Origin of the sequence: Teredinibacter turnerae T7901 (assembly GCF_000023025.1) — a bacterium.
GTDB classification, from domain to species: domain Bacteria; phylum Pseudomonadota; class Gammaproteobacteria; order Pseudomonadales; family Cellvibrionaceae; genus Teredinibacter; species Teredinibacter turnerae_B.
In genome coordinates, this window is record NC_012997.1 from 915,498 (window position 1) to 934,056 (window position 18,559).

Consider the following 18,559-nt stretch of genomic DNA (forward strand, 5'->3'; position numbering starts at 1 on the left):
ATTAGGGTGCGATTTTCTCACGCAAAAACTCGAATAAGGACGCTGCAGCCACTTCCTGCGACTCTGCGTCACGACGGCCTTTGTATTCAATGTTGCCTTGCTCAAGGCCACGATCACCAATAACGACGCGATGAGGAATGCCCACCAGCTCAACGTCGGCCAGCATAGCGCCGAGACGGGCTTTTGGTTCATCCATGAGTAGCACGTCGATGCCAGCGGTCTGGCATTGATCGTAAAGAGTTTCACAGGCTTCTTTCACCGCATCTGACTTATGCATATTGATGGGCACAATTGCCAATTGGAAGGGGGCAATGGCGTCGGGCCAAATAATGCCGTTGTCGTCGTGGTTCTGTTCAATGGCTGAAGCCACAATTCTGGAAACGCCGATACCGTAGCAGCCCATGGTCATGGTGACATCTTTACCGTTTTCATCAAGGACTGTTGCTTTCATCGCCGCGGAGTATTTGGTGCCCAATTGGAAAATATGGCCAACTTCGATACCGCGTTTTATTTCGATGGTGCCTTTGCCGCAAGGGCTGGGGTCGCCGACTACAACGTTGCGCAGGTCTTCAACACGGCTGTAGCTGGCTTCTTTGTCCCAGTTTGCATTAATAAGGTGGTAATCCGTTTTATTGGCGCCGCAGACAAAATCAGCGCAGGCCGCTGCAGCCCGGTCGGCAATTACTGTAATCTTCAGGCCTATTGGCCCCAGCGAGCCGACTTCCGCTCCCAACTCGTTCTTAATTCGCTCTTCCGGGGCGAAGGTAAGTGGGTCCGCAACGCCTTCCAGCTTGCTGACTTTGATGTCGTTTAGCGAATGGTCGCCGCGCAGTACAAGTGCGACCAAAGGTGCAGGGCCTTCGTCTTCGGTTTCACCGAGAACAATTAACGTTTTGAGAGTTTGCGCAGGGGTAACCGACAGGAACGCGGCTACTTCCTCAATAGATTTTTGCGACGGTGTATGTTTTTCTTCTGCGCCACTGCTTCCGGGTGTTTGCTTGGCGGGGGCCAGCGCTTCTGCCAGCTCCACGTTGGCGGCGAAGTCGCTATCGCTACTGAACGCAATATCATCTTCACCGCTGTCCGCCAATACATGGAACTCGTGGGACGCTGAGCCACCGATAGAGCCGGTATCTGCAAGCACCGGGCGATATTGCAGGCCAATGCGATCAAAGATATTGCAGTAGGTGCGATGCATTACGTCGTAGGTTTCCTGCAGGCTTTCCTGCGAAATATGAAATGAGTAGGCATCTTTCATCAGGAATTCGCGCGCGCGCATGACACCAAAACGCGGCCGTACTTCGTCGCGGAACTTGGTTTGAATCTGATAGAAGTTTAGTGGCAGCTGCTTGTAGCTTTTTACTTCGTTGCGAATCAGGTCGGTAATCACTTCTTCGTGGGTCGGGCCCAGGCAAAAGGCGCGGTCGTGGCGGTCGTTAATACGCAGTAACTCGGGACCATATTGTTGCCAACGGCCAGACTCCTGCCATATTTCAGCGGGTTGTACCACCGGCATCAATACTTCTTGTGCGCCGGATTTGTCCATCTCCTGGCGGACGATGTTTTCGACTTTTCGCAAAACGCGCAAACCGAGCGGTAACCAGTTGTATAAGCCCGATGCCATTTTGCGGATAAGGCCTGCGCGCAGCATCAGTTTATGACTGATCACTTCTGCGTCTGCAGGGGTCTCTTTTTGGGTGGCGATAAGGTACTGACTGGCGCGCATGGTATTCCTTCGATTTATTTGGAGGGGTAGTCAAGGAGTAGTATTCTAGGACGTGTTTGCCCTAATTTAAAAGCGGGGAATGCAGATAAAAGGCACTGGCTAAAATGTGACAGGTGCGGTTTGTCTCAGTTCGACCGCACACACGAGGAATCCCCATGTTCAAACTCCATCCCCAGCTCGAGCAGGACACTGTGCCTGTCGGTCAATTTAAGTTATCCCTCGTGCTGTTGCACCGGGATGCGAACTACCCCTGGTGCGTTTTGGTACCCAAACGCTCAGGAATTCGCGAGATCCATCACCTAAGTGAAGCGGACCAAAGTCAGTTAATTCGTGAATCCAGTCATTTGTCTGAAGTGATGACGTCGTTGTTTGCTCCTACAACGATGAATGTTGCTGCGCTAGGGAACATTGTCTCCCAGCTACACGTGCATCACGTGGCGCGGTTCGAGGGTGACGCTGCCTGGCCCGCCTCTGTGTGGGGGGTAAAACCCGCCGTCGCCTACACGGATGAGGACCTGCAAGCCCGTCTTGAGCGGTTGCAGGCGTCCCTGGTCGGTGAGGGGTTCGAGGCGCATTCGCAAGTTGATGATAGTGGGAGCTTCACAGGTTTCACGCCTTAAGCCGCGGTTAAACCTTTTTTGCAGCTTCTAGAACAAGATACAAAAAAGCCCGCGGATGCGGGCTTTTTAAGGGGATGAGAGCAGCTTACTCAGCCATTTCTTTGAGTTTTTTCAGTGGCCGAATTTTAACCGCGTTGCTGGCAGGTTTTGCTGCGAACACCGTTTCTTCGCCAGTAAACGGGTTGATGCCTTTGCGAGCTTTGCGTGCGGGTTTCTTTTGAACCACAATTTTGAACAGGCCAGGCATAACAAACTCACCGCAGCTACGTTTTTTAACGTGACCTTCGATGATGTCTGAAAGCTCATCCAGTACCGCTGTAACCTGCTTGCGCGAGAGCTCGGTGTTCTCGGCGATTTGATTCAGAATTTGTGTCTTGGAGAATCGCTCACGAACAGCAGTTACGCTTTTGGTTGCAGTTGTTGCGGTGGCTTTTTTCGCTGCTGTTTTAGCTGGGGCTTTTTTTGCGGGGGCCTTTGCAGGCGCTTTTTTAGCTGGGGCTTTTTTTGCTGGAGTTTTGCGTGCGGCCATAGTCAACCTCAAGTGATTTTATGTGTAGTTGTAGTGCGGAGTTACTCCTGGTTGACGCTGCGCTACCCAGCATTGGTCAATTTCCAAGTTGTCCCGCTCGTGGCTTATATATAGTTTATTCGAACCAGCGCATCAACCAAAAAATACTATATATAAGCACTTTTTTACGATTTTGCCCAAAATTGAATCACGTACTTTGCTAGGTTTCCGGGATTGGAGGCAAACTGGCGAAATTAGGTGACGGGCATCTCATTTGCTGGCTTCTTCATCAATGCGGGCCCCTGGGGTATAATGTCCCGCTTTTTTTCGGGTGGGGTGCCCTTCTCTGGCCCCGTGTTTGTAGCTAAGATCAACTACGGATTGTCATTCAAATGCCAATTTACGAATACCGTTGTGAGTCCTGTGGGCATGAGTTGGAAGCGTTGCAAAAGATCAGTGATGCGCCGCTGCAAGACTGTCCCGCGTGTGAGACTGCCAGTTTGAAGAAAAAGGTTTCTGCCGCAGCGTTTCGCCTCAAAGGTGGCGGTTGGTACGAGACCGACTTTAAGTCAGGTAAAAAGAAAAACCTTGCCGGCGACGACAAGGCAGCGAAGCCCGCCAGTGGCGGCGGTGATTCGACTACGAAACCCAAACCCGCTGATTCAACGGCTAAAAAGGCTTAGCCCTACCAATTTAAAAACAGGAACTACATCATGCGCAGTGTGTACTGCGGCGTTTTAACCGCTGCAAATATAGGTGAAGAGGTAACTCTTTGTGGATGGGTGGATCGCCGTCGCGACCATGGTGGTGTGATCTTTGTCGATCTGCGAGATCGCGATGGTATTGTGCAGGTGGTGTTCGATCCGGATGCCGAGGACAATTTTGCCCTGGCTGACAAGGTTCGGCCGGAGTATGTATTGCAGGTAACCGGAAAGGTACGCGCACGCTCGGAATCGACGGTAAACGCCAACATGGCGACCGGTGAAGTTGAAATCTATGGCACCGGGCTCACCATACTTAACACGGCTGATACGCCTCCGTTCCAGTTGGACTCCTTTACCTCCGTGGGTGAAGATGTGCGTTTGCGTTATCGTTATCTCGATCTACGGCGCAAAGAAATGCAGCACAATCTGCGCTTTCGTTCCAAGGTGACCAATGCGATTCGCAATTACCTGGATGAGCATGGGTTCCTGGATATCGAAACCCCAATTCTTACCCGCGCGACGCCCGAAGGCGCGCGCGATTACCTGGTGCCCTCGCGCACCCATGAGAGCAAATTTTTTGCGTTGCCGCAGTCGCCGCAACTTTTTAAACAGCTGTTGATGGTGTCCGGCTTTGACCGTTACTACCAGATTGCCAAGTGTTTCCGCGACGAAGATCTGCGCGCAGACCGCCAGCCTGAATTCACTCAGATTGATATTGAAACCTCGTTTATGGACGAGGAGCAGATCATGTCTGTTACGGAGGGAATGATCCGCAAGTTGTTCAACGACGTGCTGTCTATCGATCTCGGTGATTTCCCGCGGATGCCCTATTCCGAAGCGATGGAAAAATACGGTTCGGACAAACCTGACATGCGTATTCCGCTGGAAATGGTGGAAATAAAAGATCTGATGAAGGATGTGGAATTCAAAGTATTCTCCGCGCCTGCCAATGATCCAAAGAGCCGCGTGACTGCGATGCGAGTGCCGCAGGGCGGAGAAATTCCCCGCAAGAAAATCGATGCGTACACTAAATTCGTGTCAATTTACGGTGCTAAAGGCCTCGCCTATATTAAAGTTAACGATAAAGACGATCTGGAAAACGGTTTGCAATCGCCGATTGTTAAGTTTTTACCGGCGGAAGTCTGCAAGGCGATTCTCGAGCGTGTGGGTGCGGAAAACGGTGATCTTATTTTCTTCGGTGCGGATACCACCAAAGTAGTCACTGAAGCGCTGGGCGCGCTGCGCTGTAAACTCGGCGAAGATCTCGACCTTTACACTTGTGAATGGGCGCCGCTCTGGGTTGTCGACTTCCCGATGTTCGAAGAAACGGACGAGGGTGGTTTGACCGCGTTGCACCATCCGTTTACCGCGCCGTCATGTTCGCCGGAAGATTTGCAGGCAAACCCGGCAACCGCGCTTTCGCGAGCCTATGACATGGTGTTGAACGGTACTGAGTTAGGTGGTGGTTCGGTCCGTATTCACAATCAGGACATGCAGCAGGCGGTATTTAAAATTCTCGGCATTTCGCCTGAAGAACAGCGAGAGAAGTTTGGCTTCCTGCTGGATGCGCTTAAATTCGGTGCGCCGCCCCACGGTGGTTTGGCGTTTGGTCTTGATCGCCTGATCATGTTGATGACCGGTGCAGACTCCATTCGCGATGTCATTGCGTTCCCGAAAACCCAATCGGCGGCCTGTCTGATGACCGACGCTCCGGGCGCGGTGGATGCAAAGCAATTGCAGGAGTTGCATATCCGTTTGCGAGCCAAACCTCAGGCAGCAAAAGACGAGGCTGGCAAAGAAGAGGATAAATAGTTTTATGGCTGGCCATTCCAAGTGGGCGAACACCCGTCATCGTAAAGCGGCGCAGGATGCGAAGCGCGCGAAAATCTTTACCAAGGTTATTCGCGAGCTCACAGTTGCCGCGAAGGCGGGTGGTGGCAACCCGGAAGACAACCCTAAGCTGCGCACGACTATCGACAAAGCGCTTGCTGCCAACATGAAGCGCGACACGATTGAGAAAGCCATTGCGCGTGGCGCAGGTGGCGCCGATGGCGAAAGTTACGACGAAATAACCTACGAGGGTTATGGCGTCGGTGGTGTGGCGGTGTTGGTTGAGTGTTTAACCGATAACCGCAACCGCACCGTCTCGGAAGTTCGCCATGCGTTCAGTAAACGGGGTGGAAATCTGGGTACGGACGGTTCGGTGGCTTATTTGTTCGCCCGTAAGGGACAGCTGAATTTCGACCCCGGTTGCGATGAAGAAAAAATCATGGAGGTAGCGTTAGAGGTGGGAGCCGAAGACATTGAAACCCACGATGACGGCTCGGTGGATGTGATTACTGCGTTTGAAGATTATCTGACGGTTAAAGACGCGATGGTCGCCGCCGGGGTGGAGCCTGCCAATGCCGAAATTGCCTTGGTGCCTGCGACACAAGTGGAAATCAGCAGTCAGGAAGATGCCGACAAAACCCTTGGTTTGATCGATATGCTAGAAGATCTGGACGATGTTCAGAATGTTTATACAAACGCGGACATTCCAGAGGCTTTCCTCGGCGAATAGTTTGCTTCTCTCGCGCTGCATGTCAGTGTGCGGCGCGCCTCGCAACTCTTTATACTGGCCACGTATTTTTCTTTTTTAGCGTTCTATTGAGTTGCGCGTGACACATACCCTCACAATAAATTTATCCAAAATTGCCGCCAATTGGCAGGCGCTTAATCGCTTCGTTTCAGCGCCTGTAGATTGTGGTGCTGTTGTAAAGGCTGATGCCTATAGCCTGGGCATGGCGGAAGTTCTGCCTGCACTTTATCTGGCCGGATGCCGGACATTCTATGTCGCCAACCTTGGCGAGGCGCTGGATGCGCGGGGAATATTATCTGATGTGTGCGGCAGCTATTCCGATGTCGCCATTGTGGTGCTTGGCGGCTGCGCGCCGGGGGAGGAGCGTCGCTTTATCGATTACCGATTGGTCCCTGTGCTGGTAAGTACCGCGATGCTGGAGCGATGGTGCACGGTCAATGGCGGCGAGCACAATGTGCTTGGGTCGATCTTGAAACTCAATACCGGCATGGGGCGGCTGGGCTTGGAGCCCGCTGAGTTTGAAAGGGTCGTACAAGATCCCGCCTATCTTGCGCGTGCTGACGTCCGCATGTTGATGAGCCACCTCGCTTGCGCAGATGAGCCTGAGCACTCACTAAATGCCGAACAATTACAGCGTTTTCGGCGCGCCCTTGACGTATCGTCGGAGCGTTATCGGCCGTTAACGGCATCTCTGGCGAACTCTGCAGGTGTGTGTCTTGGTGGCGACTACCATTTCAATGCGGTGCGGCCGGGCCTTGGTCTTTACACCAGTTTTGCCCAGGCGGACGCTTGTGGTCTGGGGTTGGAGACCGCTGTGGAATTGCATTTACCGGTGGTTCAGGTGCGCAACCTGCCTGCTGGCGAGTCGGTCGGATATGGCGCAACTTACCGGGCTGAGCGCGATGCGCGTTTGGCTGTGGTCGCGGGCGGATACGCCGATGGTTTGTTTCGCGCATTGAGCAATCGCGCTCATTGTTGGGTCTGTGCCCCTAGTGGTGCTGGCGGTTGGCGCGTACCTGTGGTTGGACGCATTTCTATGGACACTACTATCGTTGATATTTCTGCTGTGCCTGAAGGCGTGGTGGCGGAGGGCAGTCGAATCGAGTTTATTGGTGAGCATGTTCCGCTTGATGACCTGGCAGCATCCGCGCAAACAATCAATTACGAAATATTGACCTCTCTTGGTGTGCGCTACAAGCGCCATTACATTCGAGCGAACCCGTCATGAACGACTCCATGTTGCAGTTGATTTCTTTACTTGACGATGGCGAAATTCATTCCGGCGCTGAGTTGGGCGAAGCCCTGGGGATTAGCCGCGCTGCAGTGTGGAAACAACTGCAGCAACTACAGGAGATGGGCGTGCAAGTCGATTCAGTGAAATCGAAGGGCTATCGTATCCCCGGTGGTCTTCATCTTCTCAGTGAGCGGGATATTCGCCGGGGGCTTTCGCCAGAGGTAGCCGGATTGTTGGCGGGAATAGATATTTTTCCGTCTTTGCCGTCCACCAATGGGCATCTTTTGGCGGCGATAAGTCAGAAGGGCGGTGAGCGGGGGCGCGCTTGTTTGGCTGAGCAGCAAACAGCGGGGCGCGGCAGACGTGGACGCACCTGGCATAGCCCTTTTGCGAAGAATATTTATTTCTCGCTGGTCTGGCGTTTTGATCAGGGAATAGCTGCGATGGAAGGGCTCAGTCTCGCAACGGGCGTGTGTATCTGTCAGGCGTTGGAGTCGCTTGGTATCGAAGGCGTCAAACTGAAATGGCCGAATGATTTGTTGTTCCAGGGCGCGAAGCTTGGCGGCGTGTTGTTGGAAATTGCGGGTGACGTCAGTGGTGAGTGTTATGTGGTCTTAGGTATCGGGCTGAATGTCGATATGTCCACCGTAGCGACAGAGGATATCGATCAGGCGTTCACAGATCTGTCATCTATCGCAGGCGGCGCTCAACCTAATCGCAATCGCGTTGTCGGCGCTCTGCTTGAACGTTTGTTGCCAATGCTTGCCAAATATCACGAAACGGGCTTTGCAGCGTACCGGTCTGTCTGGGAGGAATACAACGCTCACTACGACCAGTGGGTAGCGCTGGTGTCTGCTCAGAATCGCGTTGAGGGCAGAGTGCTGGGCGTCACTGATACGGGGGCTCTGCGCCTGGCGTGCGACACTGGTGAGCGAACATTTGTTGGTGGGGAAGTTAGCTTGAGGTCTGCTGTCGAGGCTGAGTGATAAATAATGGAAGCGCTCAAATGAAGCTATTGGTGGATGCTGGCAACAGTCGAATTAAATGGTGGGTGCCCGAGTGTCAGGCGCATGGCGTAGTCGACCGGCTCGCGCTGGACGACCTCGCCGGCGAAATCGCGGCGGTTATCGATATCTCGAAGCTCAGTTCTGTGCGTGTGTCTTGTGTTGCAGGAAAATCCATCGAGACACAATTGCGCGGCGAGCTGGGCTTCGCGCGCGATCTTGATGTTAAATTTGCTCGCGTGAGCTCTCCCTTGCCAATACTTACAGTGGCTTACCGTGAAATTCATCGACTCGGTGTGGATCGGTGGCTGGCGATGTTGGCCGTGCGGGAAAAATTTCCCGACCGGTTTTGTGCGGTCCTGGATGCGGGGAGTGCGGTGACCGTGGACTTTGTTACCGAGGCCGGTGTCCACGAAGGGGGCATGATTGTGCCGGGTGTGCAAACCATGGCGCGTGCACTCTGGTCGAATACCAGCGATGTTGCGGTGGAGAGGTTGGAATTGGTTCCTCGCTGGTGCCCTGGCGTAGATACCTATGATTGCGTTAGGCAGGGTGTGAGTGCGCTCTATACAGGTTTGGTTAACGAAGTTCACAGTTATATCGATGGGTCGGCAGAGCGGCACCTGTCGCCTGCTATAGTTGTAACCGGTGGCGACCGGCACTGGTTTACACAGGCATTCAGTTCGCCAGTTGTGGTTGATCCGCACTTGGTGCTGAAGGGCTTGCTGGTGTTGGACGAATTGGAAAAATAAAAACGAAAATTCTCGTTTCGGGGGCCCTTGGGGGATGCGTTGGATATTAGTTTCGCTGGTGGCGCTCAATCTGCTGGTATTGGGTTGGGGGTTGTTCACCGAAAGCGACGGTCAGACTACTGTGTCAAAACAGCCTCAAGGCTTTGCATACGGACACTTGCAGCGGCTCGAGCTGTTGAGTGAGTCCGACTTAACTGCACCTGCGTCCGGCGGGCAGAGCGCTGCAAACGCGGCGCCCGTGCCGGATGAGCCCGTAAAGCCGCTGTGCGAATTAGTTGGTGCCTTCGCCAACCAGGAGGTGGCAACTACCTTAGTCGAGCGATTGCAAGCGATTGAAGTGAAAGCGAAAATTAAAGAATTGGCCCTTCCCGCTGGCACCCGTTATCAGGTATATTTGCCGCCCCAATCGACACGGAAGGCTGCTTTACGCCAATTGGCGGAATTGCAGGCTAAGAAAATCGATAGCTATATTATTCCAAAGGGTGAGCTTGAAAATGGCATATCTTTGGGAATGTTTAGTAAAAAGCCGCTCGCTGATGAGCATCTGGCTAAGATGCGTACACTTGGGCTGGAGCCCGAAGTAAACATAATCGAGCGTACTTATTGGGAAATCTGGGTCATGCTGGAGCCCGGTGAAAGTAAAAAAATGAGTGGTTTGGCTTGGAGTCGAGCGCTTGAAGGGTTTGCCGACATCGAAAGACGACAAAATTTTTGTTTAGATGTTGCTTCCTGAGACAACTTTCACTAGAATCCCGCCTCCACATTAAGGGACGCCCTTAAAAAGCATTCTTTAGTGTGATCGGTGAGCTGGTGTAGCTCAGTTGGTAGAGCAGCTGACTTGTAATCAGCCGGTCGGGGGTTCAACTCCTCTCACCAGCTCCATTTTAGTTTTCCGCAGGGGTTCCCGAGTGGCCAAAGGGATCAGACTGTAAATCTGACGCGCAAGCTTCGGTGGTTCGAATCCACCCCCCTGCACCATTATTGATTAGCGGAAACAATTCGAAAATGAAGTGGTCTGTGTTAAGGCGACTGGGTTATTGAAATTGTTTTCGCTGGTAAGCGGATATTAAAAGTCCGTTTGCGAGTACCAAGCAATGCTGGCATCTCATTTAGTTGTAGGTGCCGGTTGTCGCAGAGCTTCTGAGTTATGCGTTGTTGGTATTGGCGGCCAGCGCTGCGTTGGTTCGCAAGCCGTATTCGAGGTTTTCAGCACGCTATGATGTAAGTGTGTTTGTTAGCTTAGGCGCATTTGCGGGCATAGTTTAGTGGTAGAACCTCAGCCTTCCAAGCTGATGATGCGGGTTCGATTCCCGCTGCCCGCTCCAAGTTGTCTTGTCATTAATCTGGTTTTCCAGTTTGTATGGTGGCAAGAGGAGTTTAAAAAGCTCATGTAGCTCAGATGGTAGAGCACACCCTTGGTAAGGGTGAGGTCACCGGTTCAATTCCGGTCATGAGCTCCACTTTATGTGGTCGGGCTCGGTCCCGTGCGCAAGAGGTTGGCCCTGCGGTCAGCCTTTTTGTATATGTGAAAGTTATAGGCCAGTAGTTCAATTGGTAGAGCGTCGGTCTCCAAAACCGAAAGTTGGGGGTTCGAGTCCCTCCTGGCCTGCCATTATAGGGCGCTAGACCCTCGATAGCAGAGAAAGCTAATAGCTATGAGCACAAAAGTCGAAGAAGCACAGTTTTCGCTAGATTGGTTGAAGTGGTTGGTGGTTATAGCCATCGTTTTGGGTGGTGCGGTCGCTAACTCTTTTTATGCTGGTGATCTTGCTCTCTATTTACGGGCTTTGGTGTTGATAGTCCTGGGTGGTGTTGCTGCTTTTATTGCAGTCAACACAGCTAAAGGTAATGCTTTCTGGAATTTGCTCAAGGCGGCGCAGGTTGAAGTTCGTAAAGTAGTGTGGCCCTCCCGCCAGGAAACTACCCAAACCACGCTGATTGTTGCAGTTGTCGTTGTTGTCACTGCGCTAATTTTGTGGGGCCTGGACACCGGCTTAGGATACCTGGCTTCTCTTATCATTGGATAAAAGGTTTCATTAATGGCCAAACGCTGGTACGTGGTTCACGCTTATTCGGGCTACGAGAAGAAAGTAGCGACAGCATTAAAAGAGCGTATTGAGCTTTATGGAATGCAAGACAGCTTTGGTGAGGTGTTGGTGCCTACTGAGGAAGTTGTCGAGATGCGCGGTGGGCAAAAGCGAAAGTCTGAGCGCAAGTTTTTCCCTGGGTATGTGTTGGTGCAGATGGAGTTGAACGATGATGCGTGGCATCTGGTAAAAGAAACTCCTCGAGTAATGGGATTTATCGGTGGCAAAGCGGATAAGCCTGCGCCTATTACCGATAAGGAAGCGGAGCTTATTTTGCAGCGTGTAGACGATTCTGCTGATAAGCCGAAACCCAAAACACTGTTCGAGCCGGGCGAGATGGTGCGTGTTATTGACGGCCCATTTAACGACTTTAATGGTGTGGTTGAAGAAGTTAACTACGAAAAGAGTCGCCTCCAGGTGGCGGTTCTTATTTTCGGTCGATCTACGCCGGTTGAGCTGGAGTTTGGCCAGGTAGAAAAAACCTGATAATTGAGAAATCGGTTATTTGTAAAAATTATCGTTTTCGATGCTCTCTCTCGTTATGCGAGTGAGGGCTTTTCGCGTCTTGCTGAAAGGCTAATTGCCTGAGGCGAGATAGGGGAGCCAATGACAGACAGTATGCCACTGTTTCGAGGCGTTAACACCCATATTTGGGAGTAAACAAAGTATGGCAAAGAAAATTGAAGCTTATATTAAGCTGCAAGTAAAGGCCGGTCAGGCCAACCCTAGTCCACCCGTTGGTCCAGCTCTGGGTCAACATGGTGTCAACATCATGGAATTCTGTAAAGCGTTTAATGCGCAGACCCAGGGTATTGAGCCTGGCTCTCCAGTTCCAGTTGTTATTTCCGTTTACAGTGATCGCAGCTTCACGTTTGCGATGAAAACTCCTCCAGCGTCTTTCTTGCTGAAGCGCGCTGCGGGTATCAAAAGCGGAAGTGGTCGTCCTAACACTGAAAAAGTTGGCAAGGTTAACCGTGCTCAACTGGAAGAAATTGCGACTACCAAGATGCCAGATCTCACAGCTGCCGATATGGACGCAGCGGTTCGCACTATCGCAGGTTCTGCGCGTGCGATGGGTCTTGATGTGGAGGGCGTGTAAGTGGCCAAACTGACCAAACGACAAAAAGCAATTAACGAAAAAGTCGATTTCAACAAAGCCTACGGCATTGATGAAGCGGTTGCCCTGTTGAAAGAACTGTCTACTGTAAAGTTTCCTGAAACTGTAGACGCCGCAATCAACCTGGGTATCGATCCTCGTAAATCTGATCAGGCCGTACGCGGTGCAACCAGTTTGCCGCACGGTACTGGTAAAGATGTACGTGTCGCTGTGTTCACTCAAGGCGCTGCTGCAGACGCAGCGAAAGAAGCCGGAGCTGAATTTGTTGGCATGGAAGATCTTGCCGATCAAATTAAGGGCGGCATGATGGATTTCGACGTGGTAATCGCTGATCCAGCGGCTATGCGTGTTGTTGGTGCCCTGGGCCAGATCCTCGGTCCTCGCGGTCTGATGCCAAACCCGAAAACCGGCACAGTAACACCTGATGTTGCTGGTGCGGTTAAAAATGCCAAAGCCGGTCAGGTGCGTTTCCGCGCTGACAAAGGTGGCGTGATTCACGGCGGTATCGGTAAGGTTTCCTTCGAGCTTAACGCGATTAAGGAAAACCTCGAAGCGCTGGTTTCCGACTTGAAAAAAGCCAAGCCCGCGGCGGCCAAAGGTGTGTATCTGAAGAAGATTTCTCTCAGCACCACCATGGGCCCCGGCTTGACTATCGATCAATCCAGCCTGGAAATTTAAGGCGCGATTGGTAACCGAACTTTGGGGTCTGGTCGCGCGCAAGTTGGCGCGATCAGGCCGTCAAAGACCGTAGGTGTGGACTACTATTGATGCGTTAAGTTTTTTCTTTGCTTGCGCACATGGCAGTTTGCTTAATGGGCCTTCCGGGGCTGCCTACGCAGACGGTGTGACCCAATTCAGATTTTTACGGATTTGAATGTGATCACCGAAACTGGAATGCGTTGTTCGCTTTGTTAACTAAAGTGTCAACGTGTTCTTAACTTCAGATCCAGGAGATTTAAATAGTGGCTATTGGACTCGAAGACAAAAAAGCGATCGTCGCTGACGTTAACGAGACTGCATCTAGCGCGTTATCTCTGGTGATTGCCGACGCTCGCGGTGTGACCGTCGGAAAAATGGATGCCCTGCGCAAGCTGGCCCGTGAAAACAATGTGCGTCTGCGCGTTGTTCGTAACACATTGGCTAAGCGTGCTGTGCAAGGCACCGATTTTGAGTGCGTGAATGAAGCACTTGTTGGCCCAAGCCTGCTGGGTTTTTCTATGGAAGACCCAGGCGCAGCGGCGCGCATCTTCAAAGATTTTGCGAAAGAGCAAGATAAGTTTGAAGTTAAAGCGCTGTCTGTGGGCGGCAAGTTGCTGCCAGCAAGCCAGATTGATGCCCTTGCCAAGCTACCTACACGGGAGCAGGCTCTGGGTATGCTGGCGAGCGTAATGATCGCACCTGTCACCAAATTGGTTCGTACTTTCAACGAAGTACCTTCCAAAGTTACTCGTGCTGTTGCGGCTGTCCGCGACCAGAAGAAAGACGCGGCTTAATCGTCCAAATTTCGGACTGGCTGTATCTATTTGTAAACCTTTTTTTAATTTGGAGATTGAGTAATGGCTCTTTCTAAAGAAGATATTCTGAACGCAATTGCTGAAATGTCTGTAATGGACGTTGTTGAGCTTGTTGAAGCTATGGAAGAAAAATTCGGCGTTTCTGCCGCTGCGGCTGTTGCCGTTGCTGCACCTGCTGCTGGCGACGCTGGCGCTGCAGCTGCTGAAGAGCAAACCGAATTTGACGTAGTTCTGGCTTCCGCTGGCGAGAAGAAAGTAAACGTGATCAAAGCTGTACGTGCAATCACCGGTCTGGGCCTGAAAGAAGCCAAGGCTATGGTTGACGGCGCGCCTAGCACTGTTAAAGAAGCTCTGTCTAAAGACGACGCAGAAGCTGCCAAGAAGGAACTGGAAGAAGCCGGCGCTACTGTTGAGCTTAAGTAAGTTGCAGTCTCAAGTCTCTGTGTTCGCATAGAGGCTGAAACGAACAAGGTCAGGGGGTTTTTGCCCTCTGGCCTTTTCCCGTTTGCGATCAACGTAAGATCGAAGTGCATCCACCATTAGATGCGCGCCATTCACACGGTAAATATTTAAGGCTCACCCGGCCTTTGCCTAAAGCACTCCGTGAACAAGCTGAGGAACACTAATGGCTTACTCATATACTGAGAAAAAACGTATCCGTAAGGATTTTGGCAAATTGCCAAACGTCATGGAAGTACCTTACCTTCTGGCGATTCAGTTAGATTCCTATAGAAAATTTACTCAAGCCGACCGGCCTGCGGATGAGCGCCTGGATATCGGTTTGCAAGCAGCATTCAAGTCTGTTTTTCCTATTGTTAGCTACTCAGGTAATGCTGCACTCGAGTATGTTAGTTACGCCCTTGGCAAGCCCGTTTTCGATGTAAGCGAGTGTGTTTTGCGCGGTGCCACTTACGCCGTGCCCTTGCGCGTTAAAGTCCGTCTGATCATTTACGATCGTGAGTCTTCCAGTAAGGCCATCAAGGATATTAAAGAGCAGGAAGTCTATATGGGCGAAATTCCGTTGATGACAGACAACGGTACTTTCGTTATCAACGGTACAGAGCGAGTTATTGTCTCCCAGCTTCACCGCTCTCCCGGGGTTTTCTTTGAGCACGATAAAGGTAAGACTCATTCCTCCGGTAAGCTGTTGTACTCTGCTCGGGTAATTCCTTACCGTGGTTCATGGCTCGACTTCGAGTTTGATCCAAAAGATCTGGTATACGTACGTATAGACCGTCGCCGCAAATTGCCCGCGACTATTTTGTTGCGTGCACTGGGTTATAGTGCGGAAGAAATGCTCGATATGTTCTTCGAGACTTCGCGTGTATTCCTCGCTGAGGACAATATTAAGCTGGAGTTGGTGCCTTCTCGCCTGCGCGGTGAAGTGACCACCTTCGAAATCAAAGACGCCGACGGCAATGTCATCGTAGAAGACGGCCGTCGTATTACTGCGCGTCACATTCGCCAGTTGGAAAAATCCAATGTTACCGAGCTGCAGGTTCCTGCGGAGTACGTGCTCGGCAAGGCACTGGCAAATAACGTTATCGATACCAACACTGGCGAAGTGTTGTTCGAATGCAACAGCGAAATCACGGAAGAAGTATTGGAAGGTCTGCGTTCGGCGAATGTCAGTGAATTCCAGATTCTGTACACCAACGATCTTGACTGTGGCCCATTCCTGTCCGATACCCTGCGCACAGATCCAACGCGCACCGAGCTGGAAGCCCTGGTCGAAATTTACCGCATGATGCGCCCCGGCGAGCCGCCCACCAAGGAGTCTGCAGAAGGACTTTTCCAAAACCTGTTCTTCAGCAACGAGCGCTATGATCTTTCTGCGGTAGGCCGTATGAAGTTTAATCGCCGTTTGGGCCGTGACGAAGAAACTGGCGAAGGTACCCTGTCACGCGAAGATATCGTTGACGTATTACGTACCTTGATCAGTATCCGTAACGGTCAGGGTACCGTGGACGATATCGACCACCTGGGTAACCGCCGTGTACGTTCCGTGGGCGAAATGGCTGAAAACCAGTTCCGTGTTGGTCTGGTGCGTGTAGAACGCGCGGTGAAAGAACGCTTGTCCATGGCTGAAAGCGAAGGCCTGATGCCACAGGATTTGATCAACGCCAAGCCGGTTGCTGCTGCCGTGAAAGAATTCTTCGGCTCCAGCCAGCTGTCCCAGTTTATGGATCAGAACAACCCGCTGTCTGAGATTACCCACAAGCGACGTGTATCTGCGTTGGGCCCAGGTGGTCTGACCCGTGAGCGCGCTGGCTTTGAGGTACGTGACGTACACCCGACTCACTATGGTCGAGTATGTCCTATTGAAACACCGGAAGGTCCAAACATCGGTTTGATCAACTCGCTGGCAACCTACGCGCGCACCAACAACTACGGCTTCCTCGAAAGCCCGCACCGCAAGGTGGTTGATGGCAAGGTTACCGACGAGATCGAATACCTTTCTGCGATTAACGAATCACAATATGTGATTGCGCAGGCGTCAGCGGCAACCGACGGCGAAGGTCGTTTAACCGATGATCTCGTTTCCGTGCGTTACCAAAACGAATTTACCTTGAAAGCAGCGGCAGACGTGCAATATATGGACGTTTCTCCCCGTCAGGTCGTTTCGGTTGCGGCATCCTTGATTCCATTCCTGGAACACGATGATGCTAACCGCGCACTCATGGGGTCAAACATGCAACGTCAGGCGGTACCGACATTGAAGGCTGACAAGCCTGTTGTAGGTACTGGCATGGAGCGCAACGTGGCGCGCGATTCCGGCGTGTGTGTGGTTGCCAAGCGTGGCGGTAAAATTGAAAGCGTTGACGCCGGGCGAATCGTGGTACGTGTCGCTGATGAAGAAACACCAGCCGGTGATGCGGGTGTGGATATTTACAACCTGATCAAGTACACCCGTTCTAACCAGAATACTTGTATCAACCAGCGTCCAATCGTTGGCCCCGGGGACAGCATTTCCCGTGGTGACATCCTGGCAGACGGTCCGTCTGTCGATTTGGGCGAACTGGCACTGGGTCAAAATATGCGTATCGCATTTATGACCTGGAATGGTTACAACTTCGAAGACTCGATTCTTGTTTCCGAGCGCGTTGTTCAGGAAGACCGCTTCACCACTATCCACATTCAGGAATTGACCTGTATCGCGCGTGATACCAAATTGGGCAGCGAGGAAATTACCGCTGATATCCCTAATGTTGGCGAAGGTGCTCTGGCTAAGCTGGATGAGTCCGGGATTGTCTACGTAGGTGCTGAAGTTGGTGCGGGCGATATTCTGGTAGGTAAGGTAACGCCAAAAGGTGAAACCCAGCTTACCCCGGAAGAAAAACTATTGCGCGCAATCTTCGGTGAGAAAGCGTCCGATGTTAAAGATACCTCTTTGCGGGTTCCTTCCAGTGTTAAAGGTACGGTGATTGACGTTCAGGTCTTCACCCGTGATGGTCTTGAAAAAGACCAGCGCTCACTGGACATCGAAAAGGCACAACTCGATCAGGTTCGCAAGGACTTGAACGAAGAGTACCGCATTGTGGAAGGTGCAACCTTTGCTCGTTTGCGTTCGTCTCTGGTGGGCAATTTGGCTTCCAGCGGCAAGGGCGTGAAGAAAGGTGAAGCTGTTACCGACGAAATGCTTAATGCGATCGATCGCGACGACTGGTTCAAAGTTCGCATGGCTGATGATGCCTTAAACGAACAGCTTGACCTTGCGGAGCAGCAATTGGTTGAGCGCCGTAAGGAGCTGGACGAGCGTTTCGAAGACAAGAAGCGCAAGCTGGCGACTGGCGACGACCTCGCGCCTGGCGTGTTGAAAATCGTTAAGGTTTACCTGGCAATCAAGCGTCGCATTCAGCCCGGTGACAAGATGGCAGGCCGTCACGGTAACAAAGGTGTTATCTCGGTAATTATGCCGGTTGAAGATATGCCTTACGACGAAAACGGCGAACCGATTGATATCGTACTGAACCCGCTGGGTGTGCCATCGCGGATGAACGTGGGGCAGATTCTTGAGACTCACCTTGGCCTTGCATCCAAAGGTTTGGGGCGCAAGATCGACAACATGGTCAAGCAACAGCGCGAAATCGCCGAGCTGCGTAAATTCCTCGGCGAAATCTACAACGAGATTGGTCAGGGTTATAAGATCGAAGATCTGGATTCCTTCAGTGATGAAGAGATTCTGGAGCTTGCGCGCAATCTGCGCGGCGGCGTGCCTATGGCGACCCGTGCGTTTGACGGTGCTGCAGAATCTGAAATCAAAGCGTTGCTCAAACTGGCTGACCTGCCTGAATCCGGTCAGATGTCACTGTTCGACGGCCGTACCGGCGACGCATTTATGCGTCCGGTGACCGTGGGTTACATGTACATGCTCAAGCTGAACCACCTGGTGGACGACAAAATGCACGCGCGTTCTACCGGTTCCTACAGCCTCGTTACCCAGCAGCCGCTGGGTGGTAAAGCGCAGTTTGGTGGTCAGCGATTCGGTGAGATGGAGGTGTGGGCGCTGGAAGCATACGGCGCAGCGTACACCCTGCAGGAAATGCTCACAGTGAAGTCGGATGACGTGAACGGTCGTACCAAAATGTATAAAAACATTGTGGACGGCGATCATCGTATGGAGCCTGGCATGCCGGAATCCTTCAACGTACTTGTGAAGGAAATCCGCTCGTTGGGTATCAACATCGAACTCGAGCAAGATTCTTAATTATCAC

17 protein-coding genes and 5 tRNA genes are annotated in these 18,559 nt (G+C 52.0%); 20 read left to right on the forward strand and 2 right to left on the reverse strand.

All coding sequences use genetic code 11. From position 1 onward, the window contains the following. Position 1 precedes the first annotated feature (1 nt). Complete coding sequence (locus TERTU_RS03750; protein WP_015817832.1) at positions 2-1,726, reverse strand: proline--tRNA ligase; 1,725 nt, start codon at positions 1,724-1,726, stop codon at positions 2-4. A gap of 155 nt (positions 1,727-1,881) precedes the next feature. On the opposite strand from TERTU_RS03750, the gene TERTU_RS03755 reads away from it, so the two are divergent. Then, a complete protein-coding gene (locus TERTU_RS03755; RefSeq protein WP_015818448.1) occupies positions 1,882-2,346 on the forward strand; it encodes an HIT domain-containing protein in 465 nt (154 codons plus the stop codon). A gap of 85 nt (positions 2,347-2,431) precedes the next feature. Here the strand turns inward: TERTU_RS03755 and TERTU_RS03760 are convergent, their stop codons facing one another. Then, positions 2,432-2,875, reverse strand: a complete 444-nt coding sequence (locus TERTU_RS03760; RefSeq protein ID WP_015817104.1) for an HU family DNA-binding protein — start codon at positions 2,873-2,875, stop codon at positions 2,432-2,434. A gap of 371 nt (positions 2,876-3,246) precedes the next feature. Here TERTU_RS03760 and TERTU_RS03765 point away from each other — a divergent pair, with 371 nt between their 5' ends. From TERTU_RS03765 to rpoB, 19 genes are all read left to right on the forward strand, one after another. Then, positions 3,247-3,537 carry an FmdB family zinc ribbon protein gene (locus tag TERTU_RS03765; protein WP_015819238.1) on the forward strand — a complete coding sequence of 97 codons (291 nt, stop codon included), beginning with the start codon at positions 3,247-3,249 and terminating at the stop codon, positions 3,535-3,537. A gap of 30 nt (positions 3,538-3,567) precedes the next feature. Next, positions 3,568-5,370, forward strand: a complete 1,803-nt coding sequence (gene aspS, locus TERTU_RS03770) for an aspartate--tRNA ligase (protein ID WP_015817601.1) — start codon at positions 3,568-3,570, stop codon at positions 5,368-5,370. A gap of 4 nt (positions 5,371-5,374) precedes the next feature. Beyond that, positions 5,375-6,118 carry a YebC/PmpR family DNA-binding transcriptional regulator gene (locus TERTU_RS03775; protein ID WP_015818604.1) on the forward strand — a complete coding sequence of 248 codons (744 nt, stop codon included), beginning with the start codon at positions 5,375-5,377 and terminating at the stop codon, positions 6,116-6,118. Positions 6,119-6,215: 97 nt separating this feature from the next. Next, positions 6,216-7,364, forward strand: a complete 1,149-nt coding sequence (gene alr, locus TERTU_RS03780; RefSeq protein ID WP_015816887.1) for an alanine racemase — start codon at positions 6,216-6,218, stop codon at positions 7,362-7,364. Beyond that, a complete protein-coding gene (gene birA / locus TERTU_RS03785) occupies positions 7,361-8,356 on the forward strand; it encodes a bifunctional biotin--[acetyl-CoA-carboxylase] ligase/biotin operon repressor BirA (RefSeq protein WP_015817337.1) in 996 nt (331 codons plus the stop codon). The genes alr and birA overlap by 4 nt, the downstream gene beginning before the upstream one ends. Before the next feature lie 20 nt (positions 8,357-8,376). Further along, positions 8,377-9,126, forward strand: a complete 750-nt coding sequence (locus TERTU_RS03790) for a type III pantothenate kinase (protein WP_015819910.1) — start codon at positions 8,377-8,379, stop codon at positions 9,124-9,126. 34 nt (positions 9,127-9,160) lie between these two features. Further along, positions 9,161-9,859: an SPOR domain-containing protein gene (locus tag TERTU_RS03795; RefSeq protein ID WP_015820814.1), complete on the forward strand. Its 699-nt coding sequence runs from the start codon at positions 9,161-9,163 to the stop codon at positions 9,857-9,859. A gap of 73 nt (positions 9,860-9,932) precedes the next feature. Next, positions 9,933-10,008, forward strand: a tRNA-Thr gene (locus TERTU_RS03800). A gap of 12 nt (positions 10,009-10,020) precedes the next feature. After that, a tRNA-Tyr gene (locus tag TERTU_RS03805) sits at positions 10,021-10,104 on the forward strand. Positions 10,105-10,377: 273 nt separating this feature from the next. After that, positions 10,378-10,451, forward strand: a tRNA-Gly gene (locus tag TERTU_RS03810). A gap of 59 nt (positions 10,452-10,510) precedes the next feature. Further along, positions 10,511-10,586: transfer RNA gene (locus TERTU_RS03815), tRNA-Thr, on the forward strand. 76 nt (positions 10,587-10,662) lie between these two features. After that, positions 10,663-10,738, forward strand: a tRNA-Trp gene (locus tag TERTU_RS03820). Between the two features lie 43 nt (positions 10,739-10,781). Next, the gene (gene secE, locus TERTU_RS03825) at positions 10,782-11,153 is read left to right on the forward strand and encodes a preprotein translocase subunit SecE (protein ID WP_015819772.1); all 372 of its coding nucleotides are present in this window, start codon (positions 10,782-10,784) and stop codon (positions 11,151-11,153) included. 12 nt (positions 11,154-11,165) lie between these two features. Then, positions 11,166-11,699, forward strand: coding sequence for a transcription termination/antitermination protein NusG (gene nusG, locus TERTU_RS03830; RefSeq protein ID WP_015819407.1), 534 nt, complete (start codon positions 11,166-11,168; stop codon positions 11,697-11,699). Between the two features lie 181 nt (positions 11,700-11,880). Further along, a complete protein-coding gene (gene rplK, locus TERTU_RS03835; RefSeq protein WP_015819278.1) occupies positions 11,881-12,312 on the forward strand; it encodes a 50S ribosomal protein L11 in 432 nt (143 codons plus the stop codon). Beyond that, positions 12,313-13,008, forward strand: coding sequence for a 50S ribosomal protein L1 (rplA, locus tag TERTU_RS03840; RefSeq protein WP_015817117.1), 696 nt, complete (start codon positions 12,313-12,315; stop codon positions 13,006-13,008). Positions 13,009-13,292: 284 nt separating this feature from the next. Beyond that, complete coding sequence (rplJ, locus tag TERTU_RS03845) at positions 13,293-13,823, forward strand: 50S ribosomal protein L10 (RefSeq protein WP_015819901.1); 531 nt, start codon at positions 13,293-13,295, stop codon at positions 13,821-13,823. A 63-nt stretch (positions 13,824-13,886) separates the two neighbouring features. Beyond that, positions 13,887-14,267, forward strand: coding sequence for a 50S ribosomal protein L7/L12 (gene rplL / locus TERTU_RS03850; protein WP_015820634.1), 381 nt, complete (start codon positions 13,887-13,889; stop codon positions 14,265-14,267). A gap of 202 nt (positions 14,268-14,469) precedes the next feature. Then, positions 14,470-18,552 carry a DNA-directed RNA polymerase subunit beta gene (gene rpoB / locus TERTU_RS03855; RefSeq protein ID WP_015820397.1) on the forward strand — a complete coding sequence of 1,361 codons (4,083 nt, stop codon included), beginning with the start codon at positions 14,470-14,472 and terminating at the stop codon, positions 18,550-18,552. Positions 18,553-18,559: the final 7 nt, after the last annotated feature.